The organism is Leifsonia sp. SIMBA_070 (assembly GCF_046534635.1).
Taxonomy (GTDB): domain Bacteria; phylum Actinomycetota; class Actinomycetes; order Actinomycetales; family Microbacteriaceae; genus Leifsonia.
In genome coordinates this window covers 1-235 of record NZ_JAWRYK010000959.1, presented here as the reverse complement: position 1 = coordinate 235, position 235 = coordinate 1, and the positions used below count along the sequence as shown (strand labels likewise).

The window sequence follows — 235 nt, the reverse complement described above, 5'->3', positions numbered from 1 at the left end:
CGAGCTGCTCTACGCGACCGGCGCCCGCGTCAGCGAGGCGATCGGCCTCGACGTCGACGACATGCGCCACGGCGACATCCTGCGCCTGCGCGGCAAGGGCAACAAGGAACGCATCGTTCCCCTCGGATCCTTCGCCCGAGCGGCCATCGACGCCTATCTCTCGCGCGTGCGGCCGGCGCTCGCCGCGAAGGGCTCCGCGACCCCGAAGCTCTTCCTCGGCGCGCGAGGCCGACCC

Annotated in this window: 1 protein-coding gene; it reads left to right on the top strand. The window is 72.8% G+C overall.

Annotated features, from left to right (window positions below):
* Positions 1–235 (top strand): tyrosine-type recombinase/integrase (locus SB754_RS23015; protein WP_410784568.1); only part of this gene is annotated, 235 nt, incomplete at both ends.